Annotated in this window: 17 protein-coding genes; 6 read left to right on the top strand and 11 right to left on the bottom strand. The window is 48.4% G+C overall.

Annotation, left to right across the window (positions count from 1 at the left end; genetic code table 11):
- Positions 1-36: 36 nt before the first annotated feature.
- The 3 genes from ACKTRM_RS04350 to recX form a co-directional block, all read right to left on the bottom strand.
- Positions 37-1230, bottom strand: a complete 1194-nt coding sequence (locus tag ACKTRM_RS04350) for an MFS transporter (RefSeq protein ID WP_123912797.1) — start codon at positions 1228-1230, stop codon at positions 37-39.
- A 143-nt stretch (positions 1231-1373) separates the two neighbouring features.
- The gene (locus ACKTRM_RS04345) at positions 1374-1688 is read right to left on the bottom strand and encodes a YfhH family protein (protein WP_007408553.1); all 315 of its coding nucleotides are present in this window, start codon (positions 1686-1688) and stop codon (positions 1374-1376) included.
- A gap of 6 nt (positions 1689-1694) precedes the next feature.
- Positions 1695-2486, bottom strand: a complete 792-nt coding sequence (recX, locus tag ACKTRM_RS04340) for a recombination regulator RecX (protein WP_012117114.1) — start codon at positions 2484-2486, stop codon at positions 1695-1697.
- A gap of 91 nt (positions 2487-2577) precedes the next feature.
- On the opposite strand from recX, the gene ACKTRM_RS04335 reads away from it, so the two are divergent.
- The 3 genes from ACKTRM_RS04335 (at position 2578) to ACKTRM_RS04325 (ending at position 3907) form a co-directional block, all read left to right on the top strand.
- The gene (locus ACKTRM_RS04335; protein WP_012117113.1) at positions 2578-3477 is read left to right on the top strand and encodes a TIGR01777 family oxidoreductase; all 900 of its coding nucleotides are present in this window, start codon (positions 2578-2580) and stop codon (positions 3475-3477) included.
- Between the two features lie 57 nt (positions 3478-3534).
- Entirely contained in the window at positions 3535-3645 is a 111-nt protein-coding gene (locus ACKTRM_RS04330; protein WP_003155504.1) for a YfhE family protein, read from the top strand.
- A 70-nt stretch (positions 3646-3715) separates the two neighbouring features.
- Positions 3716-3907, top strand: coding sequence for a YfhD family protein (locus ACKTRM_RS04325; RefSeq protein ID WP_003155508.1), 192 nt, complete (start codon positions 3716-3718; stop codon positions 3905-3907).
- Positions 3908-3947: 40 nt separating this feature from the next.
- Here ACKTRM_RS04325 and ACKTRM_RS04320 read toward each other — a convergent pair whose 3' ends face one another.
- The 3 genes from ACKTRM_RS04320 to mprF form a co-directional block, all read right to left on the bottom strand.
- A complete protein-coding gene (locus tag ACKTRM_RS04320) occupies positions 3948-4532 on the bottom strand; it encodes a nitroreductase family protein (RefSeq protein ID WP_007408549.1) in 585 nt (194 codons plus the stop codon).
- 76 nt (positions 4533-4608) lie between these two features.
- Positions 4609-5493 carry a PhzF family phenazine biosynthesis isomerase gene (locus tag ACKTRM_RS04315; protein ID WP_012117112.1) on the bottom strand — a complete coding sequence of 295 codons (885 nt, stop codon included), beginning with the start codon at positions 5491-5493 and terminating at the stop codon, positions 4609-4611.
- Between the two features lie 94 nt (positions 5494-5587).
- The gene (mprF, locus tag ACKTRM_RS04310; protein WP_012117111.1) at positions 5588-8158 is read right to left on the bottom strand and encodes a bifunctional lysylphosphatidylglycerol flippase/synthetase MprF; all 2571 of its coding nucleotides are present in this window, start codon (positions 8156-8158) and stop codon (positions 5588-5590) included.
- A 168-nt stretch (positions 8159-8326) separates the two neighbouring features.
- Here mprF and ACKTRM_RS04305 point away from each other — a divergent pair, with 168 nt between their 5' ends.
- Both ACKTRM_RS04305 and ACKTRM_RS04300 read left to right on the top strand, forming a co-directional pair.
- On the top strand, positions 8327-8809 hold the full coding sequence (locus ACKTRM_RS04305) for a MarR family transcriptional regulator (RefSeq protein WP_012117110.1): 483 nt from the start codon (positions 8327-8329) through the stop codon (positions 8807-8809).
- A 108-nt stretch (positions 8810-8917) separates the two neighbouring features.
- Positions 8918-10510 (top strand): MFS transporter, encoded by a 1593-nt coding sequence (locus ACKTRM_RS04300; protein WP_012117109.1) that lies wholly within the window; start codon positions 8918-8920, stop codon positions 10508-10510.
- Here the strand turns inward: ACKTRM_RS04300 and bstA are convergent.
- From bstA to ACKTRM_RS04275, 5 genes are all read right to left on the bottom strand, one after another.
- A complete protein-coding gene (gene bstA / locus ACKTRM_RS04295) occupies positions 10470-11012 on the bottom strand; it encodes a bacillithiol transferase BstA (RefSeq protein WP_012117108.1) in 543 nt (180 codons plus the stop codon). The genes ACKTRM_RS04300 and bstA overlap by 41 nt on opposite strands.
- A gap of 25 nt (positions 11013-11037) precedes the next feature.
- Positions 11038-11310 (bottom strand): ribonuclease inhibitor Barstar, encoded by a 273-nt coding sequence (locus tag ACKTRM_RS04290; RefSeq protein WP_007408543.1) that lies wholly within the window; start codon positions 11308-11310, stop codon positions 11038-11040.
- A gap of 22 nt (positions 11311-11332) precedes the next feature.
- Positions 11333-13744, bottom strand: coding sequence for a PEP/pyruvate-binding domain-containing protein (locus ACKTRM_RS04285; protein ID WP_012117107.1), 2412 nt, complete (start codon positions 13742-13744; stop codon positions 11333-11335).
- Positions 13745-14065: 321 nt separating this feature from the next.
- A complete protein-coding gene (locus tag ACKTRM_RS04280) occupies positions 14066-15154 on the bottom strand; it encodes an acyltransferase family protein (protein WP_012117106.1) in 1089 nt (362 codons plus the stop codon).
- Positions 15145-15747, bottom strand: coding sequence for an NAD(P)H-dependent oxidoreductase (locus ACKTRM_RS04275; RefSeq protein ID WP_012117105.1), 603 nt, complete (start codon positions 15745-15747; stop codon positions 15145-15147). The genes ACKTRM_RS04280 and ACKTRM_RS04275 overlap by 10 nt, the downstream gene beginning before the upstream one ends.
- 232 nt (positions 15748-15979) lie before the next feature.
- Here ACKTRM_RS04275 and ACKTRM_RS04270 point away from each other — a divergent pair, with 232 nt between their 5' ends.
- Positions 15980-16531 (top strand): PadR family transcriptional regulator, encoded by a 552-nt coding sequence (locus ACKTRM_RS04270; protein WP_012117104.1) that lies wholly within the window; start codon positions 15980-15982, stop codon positions 16529-16531.
- The last annotated feature ends 13 nt before the right edge of the window (positions 16532-16544 follow it).

Raw genomic sequence — 16544 nt, 5'->3', positions numbered from 1 at the left:
AAGCTTGCAGGCGGAATATCCCCTGCAAGCTTTTTGTTATCCTTTATGCACTTGGTATTCATAAACATCTTTCTTCTCAGACAGATGAGCGAACGTGGAAAGCACAAGGCCGAGAGCCGTCATCAGCGCACCGCCGGCAAACAGCCATGAGTAAGATCCCGTTCCCCCGAGAATCAATCCGCCGATCCAGGCGCCGAGCGCGTTTGCCAGGTTAAAGGCGGAAACGCTCACCGCAGCGGCGATTGTCGTGCCGTTTTCAGAGGAAGAAATAACCTTGGTCTGCAAAAGCGGCGGCGTGCCGAACGCACATGCGCCGAATAAAAATGTCGCTGAAATGGCGGCGGCGGGAAAAACAGCGATATAAGGGAAAATCGCCAAGACGCCGATCAAGCCGATCATCACACCGATCATCGTGCGTGTCAGCAGTTTGAGCGGCACTTTCCCCGCGAAGAAATTCCCCGCCACTCCGCCGAGACCGTAGGCAAATAACGCACCTGTGATGCCGACTGTGCCGAACCCCGCTGAATCTCTTAAAATCGGCTCAATAAACGTGTAAGCGATAAATACGCCTGAGTAGCCGAGAATGGTGATCGCAAAGGAAAAAATCACTTGTTTATGCTTAAAGACACTCCATTCATTCATCAGCATCGGAATCACTTTCGGTTTCCGGTTCGGTACGACCAGCATCAGTCCGATCAGCCCGATCATGCCTAAAACGGAAATAATGAAAAAGACGGCCCGCCAGTTAAGGGCATCCCCTAAATAAGAGCCGAACGGGACACCGAGCATCAGCGCCACGGTTAATCCGCCGTTCATGGAAGCCGCGGCGGCGGAACGTTTTTCAGGCGGAACCATTTCACTCGCAAACACCATGGCGATCGCAAAAAAAGCTCCGTGGATGGATGCGGATAAAATTCTGGAAATCGCCAGCACGGCGAAGTTCGGCGCAAAGACGCTCATCAGGTTGGCAAGGACGAAGATGCCCATTAACCCTAGCAGCACCGGCTTTCTTGGCAGCTTAACCGCGATAATGGTTACGATCGGGCCCGTCAGGCAGACGCTCGCCGCGTACGCCGTAACAAGCATGCCCGCTGAAGATACATGTATATGAAAGTCATCGGCAATCGACGTCAGAATACCCATGACAGCATATTCCGTATACCCGATGGAAAATGTGCAAATCATTAAAACAAAAATCATTAATTTCACTGATGGCTGTTTCATTTTGATATTCAACGCAAATCGCCTCCTTTTTATTAAAAAACAACGAATTCCATCTTAAAAGATATCAAAAATGAATTCAATCATTTTTTACTGAAAGGTTGAAACGAATGTGCCCGAAAAGAAAAAGAGGCCGGAACCGGCCTCTTTTGTTATTTTTTTTCTTTTAAAACGGAAATCGGCAGTGCTTCTTCCCCGTCAGACGGGGAAGATCTGTGTCCCCAGGCGAATACGCCGTTGATGTAATCAATGCGGAAAGTGTCATCAGAACCTTCTATCTGATACACCCCGCCGGGCCGAAAGTCTTCCGGGTTCAGCATGTAAGCTTTGGCCATCGTAATTTTCCGTTCAAGCACGGCCAGTTCATTTACAATGCCCATCTGTTCCGCTTTTCGCGCTTTTTCCGTCAGTCCCGCAATTTCTGTCTGTAGTTCATGAGGCGTCATTTGACTGTATCGTTTGTCCATTTCAGTTTACTCCTCTTCCTGCAAGAATTGATCAATATCGTCAATCGAGAATCCTTTTCTGAATAAGTACTGTTTAACCTTCATTCCGCTTTCATAGCTGCCGTCATAACGGTATTTCCTGATCGCTTTTTCCGCATGAGCCTTCAGAGCTTCCATCTCGGCTTCATCGTCATTCTCATACTCCGTCTGCTCCAGAGCGGCATTGATGACGTCGAAAGGGAAACCTTTTCGCTGAAGCTGCATCTGCGCCCGCTGTCTGATCTCTTTTGTGGACAGCTTTTTGTCCTTTTTCAGGATTTTGCCGATATGTTTCAGCGCTTCTTGTATTTGCTCATCAAATGTAAACGCACTGAGCGTCTCCTTGATGGTATCGTCGTCTATTCCTTTCGCTTTCAGCTCGCGGAACAGGACGTCAGGGCCTTTGCCGTTTGTTTTTTTGTGGGTGCTCGCATAGGCTTCCGCAAATTCTTTGTCATTTAAGTAGCGGTAATCGTACAGTTTATGGATGACTTCAGAAATGACCATGTCCGGTGTTTCTTTTTTCTTCAGATGATCCCGGACTTCTTTTTCAGAGCGCATCCGGTATGATAAAAATTCTACGGCGCGGTTAAAGGCTTTTTTCACGTCATCGCCGTACTGGATTTCAAGAATGTCAAGCTCGTCCAGTTCTTTCCCTTTTTTCAGGTCAAAACGCACAAGCACGTCGGCGTCGACGCTGAATGCATATTTCTCATCAAGAAAGATGTTGAAGCGCTCGGTATTTTTCTTTTGGGTCGATATTTTTGTAATAAACGGCATCCCGGTCTCCTTTCCCGCCCCGATGCTCAGGCGTTTTTCTTTTTGGCAAATGAGGTACAGTATATATATCAACGTGTAAGGAGAGATGGATATGAATATCGCGATGACAGGCGGCACTGGTTTTCTGGGCCGGCATCTGACAGGTGTGTTTACCCGCCGGGGACATCATGTCTATATTTTATCAAGAAAACAGAGAGAAACCGAACAAAAAAATGTGACATATGTTCAATGGCTGGCCGAAAACGCGGCGCCTGAGCGCGAGCTTCCCCCTATTGATGTATGGGTGAACCTCGCCGGCAAATCCATCTTTGACCGCTGGACGGACACAACGAAGGAACAAATCATCTCAAGCAGACTAGAAGCGACGAGAGAAGTCAGACGGATTATGAAGCAGCAGCCGAAAAAACCCCGGGCTTTGATTCAGGCCAGCGCCGTCGGCATTTACGGCACAAGCACAGAAAAAACGTTCACCGAACAGTCAGATACGTCAAATGAAGATTTTCTCAGTCATACGGCTCATATGTGGGAACGTGAAGGCCAGAAAATTGAAGCGCTCGGCATCCGGACGGTATATGCCAGATTCGGGGTGATGCTCGGTGAAAAAGGCGCCCTGCCGCTCATGGTTCTCCCTTATAAGCTGTTAGCCGGCGGCACCATCGGCTCTGGACGGCAGTGGCTGTCATGGGTTCATGTGGATGACGCCGCGGAACTCATCGCTTTTGCGGCGGAGCATGATGACTTGTCCGGTCCCATGAATGTAACATCGCCGAACCCCGTGGAAATGAAGCAATTCGGAAAGACGATCGCAGGCGTCCTGCACCGCCCCCATTGGATTCCCGTACCGGAACTTTTTCTGGAGAAGGCCTTGGGAGAAATGAGCCTGTTGATCGTAAAAGGCCAGCGCGCCCTGCCTAAGCAGGCGCTGACATCCGGTTTTCAATTTACGTATGAAGAACTTGATTCCGCTTTAAAGGATCTCTTATCTGCATAAAAACGGAAATAAAAGCCAATCCTATTGGTATTCTGTTTTGAAGGAGGGTCTTCTTTTATGGAAAAGAAGCGCGAAAAACATCAGCAGGGAGCCAATCTGAAAAAAATGCAGGAAGTCCTTTATTCCGGTGAATTCAAAAAAGCGGAAAGAGCAGCCAAACGGAAATAAACTGAATAAAGTCCGGAACCGGGCAGATACTATGTTTGTTTGATATCACTTTTTTCAGGGGGCGATTGATATGGGCAGAAATCATACTCACAAAAACCGTGATAAAAACAAACAAAAACTTCCTCAAGTTCCGGATGCTTTGAAACGCGAAACAGACGGCACATATGAGGAATATTCAAGCGAGCTTGCTGATTCCGCTGACCGTGAAGCGCAGGCGCGGATGAAAGCCGCTGACAACAGAGCTAAAAGCAAAACCCGCTAATACGAAATCCCCGCCTCTGTATAGAGACGGGGATTTTTTTTTACAGTTCGGTAAACAGGCTTTTTGCCGGCGTCCGTTCTTTCGCCTTAGGCTGTTCATCCGGATAGCCCGTTTGAATGATAGCTGCAAAGCGCTCATTGTCAGCAAGGCCGAAGTCTTGGTGCACCTGTTTGTCATACATAATGCGGCCGCTTTTCCAGACCATGCCGATGCCGTTTTCATGTGCGAGAAGCTGAAGGTTTTGAATCATGCCGCTCAGCGCCGCGAAATCATCGTTTCTCGTAAATTCATTTTCATCTTCTTTTAAGACGACCAGCAAAAATCCCGGAACGGCGCTGAGATTTTTTCTCATGTTCCGCTCTTTTTCCTCGTTGAAATCATCTTTTATCTTTTTGAAAAATGAGACGTAGCTGTCCGCAAGCTTTGCTTTTCCCGCTTCGCTTGCTGCGTAGATAAAACGCCATGGCTCCGTCAGTCTGTGGTTCGGTGCGTAAACGGCCGTTTCAAGCATATCTAATATGACCTCAGAAGGTACGGTTTCCGGTTTAAACGACCGGATGGATCTTCTGTTTCTGATTGTATGTGCAAGACTTTCGTTTTGCTGTAATTGTTCGGTTTTCGGCATGCCGATTCACCTTCCTATCCAAATGAAAATGATTATCATTTATAATATAACGGATACGACCGGCTTTTGTAAACCGTTACGGAAGCTGAAAATTGATTGTTTCGGCATACACGGCCGTTCCCGTCATCTTGATGTTCATCTCTCCGTTTTCCTCCGCGATCCTGATTTCCACTTTTCCGTCTTTCCCGATTTCCTGGCCCTGTTCAATCGTGAGGCATTCGGCTTCGGAGCCTCCGTATTGCCGCATATAGGCTGCCATGACGCCTGAAGCGGTTCCCGTGACGGGATCTTCGGTCGTTCCGGAGAAAGGGGAAGAAAAATGGCGTCCGTGCAGATCACTTTCCGGATGAACGGTTTCCCGAGAAAACGGATGAACGCTCGCTTTCGGAAGATCGCGCAAAATAGCGGGGAATTGTGCGTTGTCCGGCACCATATTCCGTGATGCTTTAAGTGATCTCAGCGGAACAATCAGTGTCCAGATCCCCGTTGATCCGTAAACAATCGGCAGCCCGCTGTGAAAATCCTCAGCCGTAATCCCGAGCGAGGCGGCAAGCTTTTCTTTGTCGCCCGTAAACGGCAGAAATTGCGGGGGAGCCTGTTCGAGTGTGATGTATACCCGGCCGTTTCGTTCAGCGGCTTTTGCGGGAAGAATGCCGGCTTTTGTTTCAATTTGATATGTCTGATCAGCCTGAAGCCTTCCCTTTTCAATTAATGCGTAAAGAGAGGCGACGGTAGCATGTCCGCATAAATTCATTTCGTGGCCGGGTGTAAAATAGCGGATGCGCAGATCGGCTTCTCCGCTTTTACAGAGAAAAGAGGTTTCATTGTACCCTGCCATTTCGGCGATCATCTGCATCTCTTCATCTGAATAATCATCTCCGTTAAAGACGATTCCCGCTGGATTTCCCAAATCCGGAATATCGGAAAACGCTTCATATTTAAACACGGTTGCCTGTTTCATTCATCAGCCATCCTTTCACCTTATGATCATGTTATTCAGTATAACAGAGTGAAATTAGAATTTTTAGTCAATTATTCAAAAAAAAAGACGCCTTTTAACGGCGTCTTTTTTTGGTTTTTCCGATCAGGCGGGTGACGAGGATCATCGTGACGGACAGCGATCTGTTTTTGCGGTACGCCAAGTATTTCCCGCGCCACTCCGGTTTGTATTTTTCTTTAAAGGCCCGCAGCCCGCTGAAGCTGTACATATACCGGACGTTGTTGAAGATGACGGCCGCGATTCTTTCCGACCAGAAAGAAGTAAAAGCCGTTCCTACGTTTGACAAAGGCGCCATGCCCATATTGAAGGTAGTATAGCCTTTTTCCTGCGCCCAGAGAAACAGACGGATGAAAAGCGCGTCCATAATACCGTTCGGCGCGCTTTTCCGATAACGCATCAAGTCGACGGATATCTCGCCTTCCTGATACATCGGCATCAGGTTGGCAAAAGCGATGATCTCCCCTTCCGCGTCTTTCACGTAAGCAATCGGCGCCTGTTCCAAATAATCCCGGTCGAAGAAACCGAGAGAAAAACCTTTCTCTTTTTTCGGTCCGAGCCATTCGTCCGAAATGTCTTTCAGCTTGGCGATAAACTCGGAGGAAAACGGCGGTTCCCCGACATGAAATGTGTAGCCTTCGCGGTCAAATTTGTTGTTAATCGCCCGCAGCCCCGCTTTTTTCTTACCTGAGAGCGTAAAGGCCTCCATATCCACGAACGCTTCTTCTCCAAGCTTGAAGAAGTTATAGCCGAAGTCATGGTACAGCGCCAGATCTTCACGTTCGATCTGATAAAACATGACACTCAGCCCCTGCTTATGCGCTTCATTCAGAAATTCCTCAATCACAAGCGGAAAAGAGTCTCTCTGTCCTGACGGATCACCGAGCACGACAAGCCTTCTGGAAATCTGGCTGAACAATAAAAGCGCTTTGCCGTCGCTTGAGAAATAAAACCGCTTATCCCCGAGAAAGCCGAGATGGCTGAGCGCATTTCCGCCTTCTTCCGCCAAAAAGGACTTCAGCCGTTCAGGATCGGCCTCTTCTCCGATCGGCTTCGATCTTTTATGATAAAAGAACGTAAACAAAAGGAAAAACAGCGGCACAACAATAATAGCCGTCATCGTGGCATATGTAATGTGCGAATTGTTATGGACGAAATAATCGTGGCGCAGCAGCCGATTCATTTTATCCCAAATAAAGCCGGCAATGAGATTGTAGTTAAACAAGGCGATAATAAACAGAGCGGCCGCAAAAATCATCTGGCCGAGCGTATACGAAGCCTGCTCTCTGATAAACTGCCGCTTTAACAGCACAAGCAATACGATGACGACAGGCAGAATAAAGATCGCGCTGATGTTCAATCCTTTTAAGAAACTGAACACAAAACCGCCGACCAGCGCGGCAACCGCCATTGAATAAGAACGTTTCGTCCGTTTGTATAATTCAATCGGCAAGATTAAAAGAATCAAAGCCGCGCTTAACGATAACGCGTTAAACGCAAGGAGCGCCGGGCGCGGAATATGCGGGATGACCGTCTCCCTGTCAATCGGCAGGGCGACGGACGCCAGCACGACGACTCCCGCCATGAAAACCAAAAGCGACAGCGAACCGTAAAGCACCCTGATTAAGATAGCGCGCTGGAATACGAGAAGCACGTTCGTCGTTTCCACGGCAGGCGCCATCTTCGGATTTGATTCCAGCCGTTTAAGCGTATTTTCCGTTAAATCGCCAGCCGCAAAGAACAGCCCGAACACAAACGGAATAAATGAATACACAATCCGGTAGATGACGATGGATGTCACAACCGCCTCCTGCGGAAAGCCCATATTCTGCATGCCGAGCAGAAACAGAAGGTCAAACGAACCGAATCCTCCCGGCACAAGACTGATGATTCCCCCGATAGCGGCAATGGCAAATACACCGAATACATGGCGGACATCCGCGTGAATTCCCATGACATACAAGGAATAATACATGACGACAGCCGCCGCAAACCATTCAGCAAACGATGCCCCGATGTAAGAAAAAACCGGATGCCTCGGTTTTGCTTCACCGTCTTCTGCGCCAGCTTTTTTATTGTTGATCCCAGCGGCGATTAAGGCTGCCGGCACAATAAGCGCCACTCCGGCGATAACAGCCCACAGCCACGGTTTCTCACCTGTAATCTCTCCAACCGGCAGAACCCGGGCGATGGTCAGGATACTGAAGACGGACAGCCCGAGCAGCGCTGAGGACGTAAGCCAGGCGATGCCTGCGACGAGGCGTTTTACGTCATTCGTATGTTCTTTGTATAGCATCGTCCGCAGCCCGACACCCGCCAGACCGCCGAATCCAAGGACATTGTTAAAGGAATTGGCGATAAAGGAGACCCTGAATACTTTCCAATTCGGAATGTTGAGGCGAAGCGTCCGTTTCAGCACAAAGTCATAAAAGGACATTGCGCTGACGGCAAGAAGGCCGAGCAGAACGAGAATAAATAAATCGTAACGCTCAATCCCGTTAATAATGTACAGCGTTCGTTTAAAAGAAAGGTCTGTCAATTCCTTTTTGGACTGATAAATGACTAAAAGCAAAACTGCAATAGGAAATAATACTTTTAATATCGATAAGGCATTCTTTTTAGTCAGCAATGTTCTCTCCAATCATCATAAAATAGCTTATTTATTATAATTCCCCCAATAATCTCCAACATATTATACACTACCACCTCACATTCAAACAAAACTCGTCTGCAACTTTCTTTCTCTGATTAAAATCAGTAATATGGTATGCAGGAGTATAAATGAGGAAGTGAGACGATGGATTATAATCTGCATGATACAACAGTATTAAGCGGCGATATTTTTTCTCCTGAGGAACGGGATATTTGGGTGCTGTACATGAAAGTGATGACATCGGCGGGGCTCGGTGATGTGTCGGAGTGGATGAAGCTTGATATGAGCATGCCGCAAATGAAAGTGCTGATGCTTCTGAACAACCACGGGACGCTTAAGGTGAGTGACATAGCGGAGAAAATGGGCGCTTCCCTTTCAAATACGACGGGGCTGCTTGACCGTTTAGAAAAATCATGTTTCATTACACGCGCTCCGTCAGAAGAAGACCGCCGTTCAGTCGTCGTTCAATTAACGGAAAACGCGAAAGATATTTTCCGCAGCCTTTATCAAAAAGGACATGTAAAATTGAAGCGTTCATTGGAAACGCTGACTGCTGAAGAAAAACAAACGGTCAATCAAGGGCTTGCCATTTTGGCAAGAGCGCTTGATTCTTCCAAACAGGGATAGAGATGAAAAAGGCCTGCCGGTATCGGCGGCCTTTTTTTGTTTGACATTTAATTCACTTGAAGTGAATAATATATTCGAAGTGAATTAAAAACGGGAGGATTGATCAGTATGCCGGAGCCATTGCAAACAGAAAAAAACCAGAGCCGGGCCATCACTCTCTTTACGATCGGTGTGTTCATGGCGGCGCTGGACAACGGAATTATTTCCGCTGCTCTGACGACGATTAACAGCTCTTTTGATGTTTCTCCTTCATGGGGATCGTGGGGAGTGACCCTTTACACATTGGGACTCAGTGTCAGTGTGCCGATTGTCGGCAAGCTGTCGGACCGATACGGGCGGAAAAAGCTGTTTATGATTGAAGTCGGGCTGTTCGGACTCGGCTCTTTGCTTGTCGCACTCAGTCAGAGCTTCCCCATGTTTTTGGCGGCACGGCTCATTCAGGCGCTTGGCGGCGGCGGAATTTTTATTATCGGGAGTTCGCATGTGCTGGCCGTGCTTCCGAAGGAGAAACAAGGGAAAGCTCTCGGGCTTTTAGGGGCGATGAACGGTATGGCGGCCGTCCTCGGACCGAATATCGGGAGCTTTTTGCTTGATGTAACCGGGTCGTGGCATTGGCTGTTCTTGATTAACCTGCCGATTGCCGCCGCTTTGGTTGTGTGCGGCGGTTTGTTTATCGCTGAAACGAAAGAGCCTGAGGCGAAACGGCTTGACCTCGCCGGCACAATGCTGCTGTCTCTTGCGATCTTATCTTGTATGATCGGTATCACGAATCTCGATGGGGCGAAGCTGTCAGAAAGCATAATGGACGTAAAGGTATACGGGTATCTTTTGGGAGCTGCACTTCTCTTTCTGGTGCTGCTTAAGGTCGAAAAGCGGGTTGAAAACCGAGGGGGCGATCCGATTCTCGCCTACTCGCTGCTGCAAAATAAAGTGTTTCAATGGACGCTCGTCATCGGATTTTTATCGGGAGGGCTGCTCGCTGCGGTCATTTTTATTCCTTCTTATGCGGAGCAATATTTGCACGTATCGGCGGAGAAAGCGGGTTATTGGATGACGCCGCTCGCGTTGGCGTCAGGCATCGGAGCGTGGCTCGGCGGGGCGATCACGGATAAAAAAGGTCCGGTCTTTTCCGCGGTTGTATCAGGCGCCATCGCATTTGCAGGCTTCAGCCTGTTTCCGTTATGGGTGACGGATAAATGGGAATTTGTCACAGCGAGTGTCATTGCGGGGATCGGTTTCGGATTTCTGCTTGGGGCTCCGCTGAATGTGCTTGTATCAGAAACGGCGGGCCAAAACAAAGGAACAGCGCTCGGCACGCTGTCACTCGTAAGGCAGGTCGGGCTGACGCTCGCTCCGGCTTTATATGCCGGCTTCATTACAGCGGGCTTTGACCGGATCGGAGATGACATCAAAAACCGTTTAGCGAAAAGCGGCATTCCCGCTGATCAGGCGCAAATGCCCGACATCGGCGGCGGACTTTCTTCGTTGCAGGAGCAGGTAAGCCGAATCCCCATTCCCGCCGTCAAAAAAGCGGTTTCTGATGCAATTGAAGCGGGCATTGCCAGCGGCTACCACCATCTTTATACGGCAGCCGCCGTCATTTCATTATGCACGATTGTGTCTGCGGCGGTTTTGGCGTATTTCCGGAAGCCGGCATCCTCTAAGACAGATGCCAGCCCATCCGCCGGGAAAGCTCAGTAATATGGGCGATGTGATGTTCAGAGTGCCAAACATATAGCCCGAGCGCTTGTTCCAGCGTAACCGTCTCTTTAGATACAGGATGGAAGTATGTCCGTTTGAATTGGTCTTCCGTCATGGAGCGCAAAAGAGCGGCCCATCTTCTGTGCAGGATCGCTAACAGCTCAAGCGCATCCCCGCAAGCGGCGGTTTTGGAATCATGAAGATCGGCCCAGCCTTTTTCATCATAAGGACGGATTTCCGGTTCATTCTCCGTTAAGCTCAATTTAAACCGGGTATAGCCGTTCATGTGGCTGTCCGCCAGATGGTGAACCACTTGGCGGACAGTCCATCCCCCTTCGCGGTACGGCGTATCAAGCTGACTGTCCGACATCGCTCTGACAGCTTGTTTCAGTTTGGCCGGAGCGTGTTCGAGCGTATTGATCCATTCTTGTTTCTGTCCGGCCGAAATCGATTCAGCCGGCTGATACTCTCCAATCGGATAGCTGAGGATTTGTTTTTCCATTTTTGTCTCTCTCCCGTTGATCGTATTACGAAAGTATGATGGTAATGTCGCAGCCTTCCGCTTTCGCTTCACGAAAGACCTGAAGCACACTCTCGGCGCCATTTTCTGTAAGCTGCTTACTTTGTTCAAACTGTCTCCATTCTAAAACGAGGGGGTATTCCACCCAGCCGGTCAGACAATCCCATAAAGCGTCAAGGTTTTCACCGTAGTATTCAGGAAGAGCAAGTTCCTTTTTCAATGTCTGGTGCAGGTCGCTCATACTTCTGATTTGCTCCCCGTTAATAACTGCTTTATTCATGCGCGGCTCCTTTCCCATGTTTTTATTCTATCAGTTTACCATTTTCCTCTTCAGAAGTGACCGGAGTCTGCCGCGGTTCCAGCTGGACGATGCCTTGCCCGCCGTCAACGGCCACCCTGTCCCCCGTTTTCAGTTTTGACGTTGCATTTCCGCACCCGACAACGGCAGGAATCCCCAGTTCCCGGGCAACGATCGCCGCGTGGGACAAAGGGGCGCCGACGTCCGTTATGATAGCAGCCGCTCTTGGAAAAAGCGGGGTCCAGCCTACATTGGTTGTCGAAGTCACTAAAATTTCCCCCGCCGCAAAAGAATCCCCGTCTTCCGGAGCATCAAGGACACGGACAATGCCCTCCACTCTCCCGGCCGCTCCCGCGAAACCTTTTAAAGTATGCGCATCATCAGTTTCCGCAGGCATAAAAGCATCGTAATAATCCGCTCTTCTGTCAGGATCCTCAGCCCATTTAAACGGATTGAATCTTCCGTTAATAACGGATGGGAACGGCGGCAGTTTTTTATAGGTTTCATAGTTTTGCTTTCTCGCTTGAATCGACGCAACCGCCGGCTCTTTCCCCGCGAGCAGATCGGATATTTCATGCAGATACAAGAAGAAAATATCGTCCTTCATGCCGGTCATTTCCGCCGCTCTGAGCGCGAATGCTCTGGCTGTCCGGTACACCCTGACAAATTCGGATCTGGTTGTTTCTCTAATATTCGCGTATTCTGACGCTTTTTCCATTTTGGCTTTGAGCCATTTGACCTTATGAGGAAACTTTTCTTCAAATCTTCGGAAGGCCTGTTCATGCGCCCGCTGCTGTTTCAAAAGCAGTTGTTCGGCATCAATACCCGACTCCTTGTGTTCTTTGATCTGCTTCGTCAGCCAATCCCGGTTTTCTCCCGGATGCGGTATGGAAAGTTCGTATTCATGCGGGCCACGGTGGCCTTGGTTCCTGAGATATTCTTCCTCGCTCATACGGCCTTTCATGACTTGATCAATGCCGATAATCGGCTCCAGGCTGGCCAGTCCGCCTTTTCCCCTCAGATTGGACAGCAGGAGATTCGCATCTTCTATCCCTGCGAGTTTTGTTAATTGAGAGGTTAACGACGAAGAGGATTGCGCAGAATCACGCCCGCCGGATATTAACGCAAACCACGCGTTGCATAAATACGGATAGATCTCATTGTTCCATATCGATAATAATGCCCGCTCCGTTTCGGCCCGTTTCAGCTTTTCCTCAATATTCCGGCACCACTCCGGCGATTCGTCCAAGTAGGAGGACATGTTTTTTTTCGCGTGCTTCATTTTCGACAGATACGGTTTCAGTTTTTTCGAGATGATCTTCAAAAGTTCATACTTTGAGAACGGATATAAAGGAATCTTCATTTCCGCCGGGATTTCTCCCAATGTATCGCTCATCATTTTTCCTATTTTTCCGCCTTTCGGATTCAGACCGAAAGCGGCGAGAACGGAAAGAGGCTGGCTCATATTGTTATAGGCTCTTCCGCAAATATTGCCGGACCAGACATAATAACCCGGAATAATGCCCGACTCTTCATCCAGATTCCGGAGGAGCGACCATGTCAGCGGCGTCATCACATCGGGAATCGCTTCTCCTATATTTGTGTTTGTCCATAAAAAATCACCGCTGAAAGAATCATTCCATTCATAGGTTTCCAGATTTCCGGCTTGTAAGGTCGTAATCGGGCGGGATTGTAGAATATACAATGTCCCGCCCGCGGCGGCCCATTCAATATCCTGCGGCCTTCCAAGATCTTTTTCCAGCTTTTTCGCCAGTTTATAGAGCTTTGACGCATATTTGCGAAATTCCCCGGGGCCGTCATATTTTTTCTTGGGCCGTGCCAGTTTAAAAGAATAAGCATCGGCTTCCCCGGAAACGAGCTGCTCCCCGAGACCGTAGACGTAATTGCCTGTCATCTCCCGCCTGCTCCCCGTAATCGGATCTGCGGTAAACAGCACTCCGGATATCTCAGACGGTATCATCAGCTGGATGACGATTGCGATTTCATGCTCATCTTCCATTCCCTGAACGGCGCTGTACGCTTTCACCCTTTCTGACTGTGCCGATCGGCGGACTTCATCAATCGCCCTGGACATGTCTTGATCTGTTTTGACATTCAACACCGTATCGAATTCTCCGGCAAAGGAAGCCTGAGCGGAATCCTCGCTCAGCGCGGATGAGCGTACGGCAAACAACGCAGATGCATGGCGGCTACGGATGGAATTCACATATTGATCAACAGCCTCTCTCGCCTGATGGCGGAGCTGCCCGTCCTGAAAGGCTGACGGCAAAATCACAAACCCTTCAGGCACAGGATACCCGCTTTGATACATTTTAGAGAGAATGCTTCCTTTTCCTCCCGCAAAGGAATAAAGTTCGGCCGGAAGTTCTCCGAATGTTTTGACACAGTCATTCATAATGTCCCCGCTCCTTTTTAGTCGTTCATCCAAGCTCACAGTTTTTCTCTTTTTCACTTTTTTTGAAAGTATTTCCTATAAGTATACAATATATCGGTCTTCACAAGGGAGAAAATCGATGGCGTTATGTTGTCATAAATGCATCCGTCAAAACGGCCGGAGGCGGGGTCTTCAGCCTTACAGTGAAAGCGCTATTAAAATTAGGGATAGGCTGCCCGATACTGCTTGCCTGGCATTCGCTTTCGGCTTGCCGCGGGGGGTTTCGTTTGCTGGTTATGTACAACTTCCGTATCAAAAAGGCGGCCGAAACACCGCCTTTTTTCAGACTGTGCGGCCTTGATGCGCCGCCGTATTTCTTTTGGTCTGCTTCGGCTGATATACTTTCCCGACAAACAGGTATCCGTATCTGAAATGGTTGCACACCCAAGATAAGAAAATGGGACCGAGCGTGCAGATCAAAAATAAAAGAAGGATGGCAGCCGGCAAAGGCATTGACCGCAAATAGCCTTCCAGAAGATATCCGCTGATTAAAAAGTAGGAGTGCAGCAGATAGATTGAAAACGAATAGTTGCTGATCATCATCACAATCGCGGGTACTTTTTTGAGCTTTGAAAACAGATGAAAACACAGAAAGATCATACTGACCGCGTAAATCATAATATCCGGACGCTTAGAGGAAATGGAGCCGCCGCTGATATATGAAACGGCCACAATCAATATTGCCGATACGGCCGCACTCAAGTAAACCGCATAACGGTACTGATTGATTAGCGATAAAAAACGCGGATATTCCTTTCCGCAATAAAATGCCAGACAGAAATAAAACACCCAGCCCGGAAACGGAACCCAAAAGAACGGAAAAATAGAATCAAGCCCCGATGATGCCGGCGGATGAAAGATGGAAAAGTAAGCCAGATAGACGGCGTTGATGATAAACGACACAGACAGCACCCACATGGGAGATTTGTTGTTCAGCCAGCGGTGCAGCAGCATATGGAGAATGTAAAATTGAAAGATCACAAGAATGAAGTAGCCGATGAAGTTTCCTAAAAACACATTTTCTAAAAATTTACCGATCACTGAAACGAAGCCGGCTCCTTCTTCCGCCACGCTTTTCATTAAAATGGCATCCACCGCGGCAATAAACAGAAACGGCACGAAAATGACTTTGCCCCTTTTCTTTAAAAAACCCGCGGGAACGCCTCCCGGGTATGACCTGGCAAGCAGAAATTCCGAAATAAAGATAAACGCCGGCGTGCTGAACATCAACAGGGTCCGAAAAGCATCAACCGTATGGGCGGCACTGGCTAAGGACTCTTCCTGAATCATCAGCACCATTGAAACTACGTGAAGCAGAACCACACTTAAACAGGACAGGCAGCGAATCACGAAAATTTCTTTTATCTGCATGCGGCCGCTCCTTTTTCACAAGCGCGCCGGACTTTAGCGTATGCTTGGCGCAGCCATTTTTCCCGCAGCTCGGGTGTGCTCGTTTTGACGACAGAAAAAAGGTTCCGCTCGGCTTTTTGAATGCCGCAAAATTGCAGAATGCCTTTTTTCAGCGTAATCCAGTCCGAGTTTTTCCGGAACCACTTTAAGTACCAGCCCGGGGAATCCGCCGTATAAAAGACCTGTGCCGTCTCTGCCCGGAGCAGTCCTTTTACGCGGCCGTTTTCATATGTGTAGGCTTCTCCGGCGACAAGCACTCTGTCAAAAAAGCCTTTCATAATCGCCGGAACGCCTCCCCACCACAGCGGGTAGATGAAAATGAGATGATCCGCTTCTTTCATCAGTTTCCGGTATTTCTTCGTTTCAGCGTCCCGGTTCATGTCAGAGCGCTTTTTTTCGCCGCCGTACTTCAGCACGGGATCAAATTGGTCGGCGTATAAGTCAATGACCGTATAGCTTTTGCCGCTGTCCTTTAAAGCCATGACGACGTATTTTACGAGAGCCGCATTGAAACTGTTCTCATCCGGGTTTGCATACACAATCACCGTCTTCATATGTCCCTCCCATTATTTCTTAATTTTTACAATGATTATATCATGTTGTCATATGAATGAGGCAAAGACATGAGAAAGGCTTTTTCCAGTTCTGCTGCCGTTTCGATAACCCCTTTCTGCATATTTTCGCTGATTTTGCCGCCGCAGATTCAATGACAAGCATCCGGCACTTCTGCGTTTTTGAGCGGCCGTATGGTATACTAGCTGTCAAATGAATGGCTTGGAGGGCAACATGAGAATTTTAAAGTACGCGATTTTAGGGCTTTTGCGAAAAGGCGAATTGAGCGGATATGATATATCGAGCTATTTTAAAGAAGAGCTCGGCCAGTTTTGGAGCGCAAAGCACAGCCAGATTTATCCGGAATTAAAAAAACTGACGGCTGAGGGATTTATTACGTTTCGCACTGCGATTCAAGGAACGAAGCTTGAGAAAAAAATGTACACGCTGACTGACAAGGGAGAGCTGGAGCTTGCTGCCTGGCTGACGAAAAAAGACCCGATTCCGGAAACGGTCAAGGATGAATTTATGCTGAAGGCTTATTTCATCTCAGCTTTGACGCAGGAAGAAGCGGATGAGCTATTCACCGATCAGCTCGTAAAGCGGAAGGAGAAATTGTCCGATCTGGAAAACAGTTATCAAGAACTGATGACATCGTCCGCGGAGGCGGATTCTTTTTCTTCTCCTGATTTCGGCCATTATCTCGTGCTGACAAAAGCGCTTGAGCGGGAACGGAATTATATTTCCTGGCTTGAAGATATTTTGGCTCTCATCAAAAAAGCATAAACAAAACGGGGCG

The organism is Bacillus sp. D7-8 (assembly GCF_052055895.1).
GTDB lineage: Bacteria > Bacillota > Bacilli > Bacillales > Bacillaceae > Bacillus > Bacillus velezensis.
The sequence above is the reverse complement of the archived record's forward strand: the minus strand, read 5'-3'. Positions and strand labels throughout refer to the sequence as shown.